This window comes from Actinoplanes sp. NPDC048791, from assembly GCF_040650095.1.
Taxonomy (GTDB): domain Bacteria; phylum Actinomycetota; class Actinomycetes; order Mycobacteriales; family Micromonosporaceae; genus Actinoplanes.
This window is the reverse complement of record NZ_JBEZGQ010001549.1, coordinates 1-1,420: the sequence shown is the minus strand read 5'-3', so window position 1 is coordinate 1,420 and position 1,420 is coordinate 1. Positions and strand designations below refer to the sequence as shown.

2 protein-coding genes are annotated in these 1,420 nt (G+C 71.6%); one reads left to right on the top strand and one right to left on the bottom strand.

Annotated features, from left to right (window positions below):
• On the bottom strand, positions 1-939 hold a 939-nt coding region (locus AB0C29_RS48375), incomplete at its 3' end, for a PAS domain-containing protein (RefSeq protein ID WP_360835111.1).
• Between the two features lie 87 nt (positions 940-1,026).
• Here AB0C29_RS48375 and AB0C29_RS48370 point away from each other — a divergent pair.
• Positions 1,027-1,420, top strand: a 394-nt coding sequence (locus AB0C29_RS48370) for a MerR family transcriptional regulator (RefSeq protein WP_360835109.1), incomplete at its 3' end; no start/stop codon positions are given.

The window sequence follows — 1,420 nt, the reverse complement described above, 5'->3', positions numbered from 1 at the left end:
GGCGATCGCGGCGTCGATGTCCGGCCGGTCCCCGGGCACGATGGGGCGCAGGTAGTCGTCGCCGAGCACGTCACCGAGGCCCGCGCCGATGGCCCGGGCGGCGCGCTCGTTCTGGTAGACGATGCGCCGGGCGGCGTCGATCTGCACGATGCCCATCGGGATGGTCTCGGTGAGCCGGCGCATGAGCTTCTCGCCCGCCCGCAGCGCCTCCTGCGCGGCCATCTCGTCGGAGATGTCGAGCATCTCCGCGACCACCCGCGGGTTCCCGGGGTCGGCCAGCAGGTTGTAGTTGGTGATCTCGAACCAGATCGGGTGCCCGTCGCGGTGCAGGTGCCGCAGCCGGACCCGGCGCGCCTCACCTTGCGGGCTGGCCAGCATGTCCATCCAGCTCGCGATGGCGCGCTGCTGGTCGTCCGGGTGCACCAGGTCCAGCGTGCGGGTGCCGGTCAGCTCGGCGGCCGTCCAGCCCAGCACGAGGGCGATCTCCGGGTCGGCGGAGGTGATCACGGCGACCTGGTCCTTGTGCACGGTGACCAGGCGGGGCCGGATCGGCTCGTGCTCCAGCGACTGGCCGTGCGGGTGGCCGGACAGGCCGGTGAGGAACATGAGGAAGACCCCGTACCGGTGGGTCATGTCGACCAGGTGCAGCCGGACCAGTTCGGTAGGCGCGGCGACCGGGTGGATCAGGCAGTTCGCGAGTCCCTGGCCGAGCGCGCGCTGCCAGGCGTCGACGGTGATCTTCTGGTCCTCGGTGACCACCAGGGCGAGGGCCGACTGCGCGCCGATGATCGGCCGCAGGCCACCGATGTCCAGACCCTCGGGCAGCGGCACGGCCAGGCCCATCGGCGAGACAGCGCCGACGAAGGCGTCGGGGTGCTGCTTGAGCAGGGCGGCGAAGACCTCGTCGCGGGCGGCCGGATCCATCGCTTCGTCGGGCATACGTCCTGCATCGGCAGGCCCCCGGCGGGATCAAGAGAAATGCATCGGCCGCGACGTTGACAGTGTCACGTTAACAGTGTCATGGTGGTGGGCGTGTGGACGATGGACGAGCTGGTCGAGCGGGTACGCCAAGCCTTGGCGGCCGAATACCCCGGCGCGCCCAACGGCCGGGTGCGCGACGTGCCCGACCGCCGGGCGATCCGGTGGTACACGACCACCGGGCTGGTGGACCGGCCCACCGGGATGCGCGGGCGGACTGCTCTGTACGGGCCGCGGCACCTGTTGCAGCTGGTGGCGGTCAAACGGCGGCAGGCGGAGGGTCACTCGCTGGCGGCTATTCAGGCTGAGCTGGCTGGGGCCAGTGACGCTGAGCTGGCTGTTGCTGCCCGCGTACCGGAAAGTCTGCTGGTCGTGACCGACGACGCCGCCGGCGCGGTCGCCCAGAAGCGGGGTCGTGCCGGGCCGTCCGCCACCGCGGCGT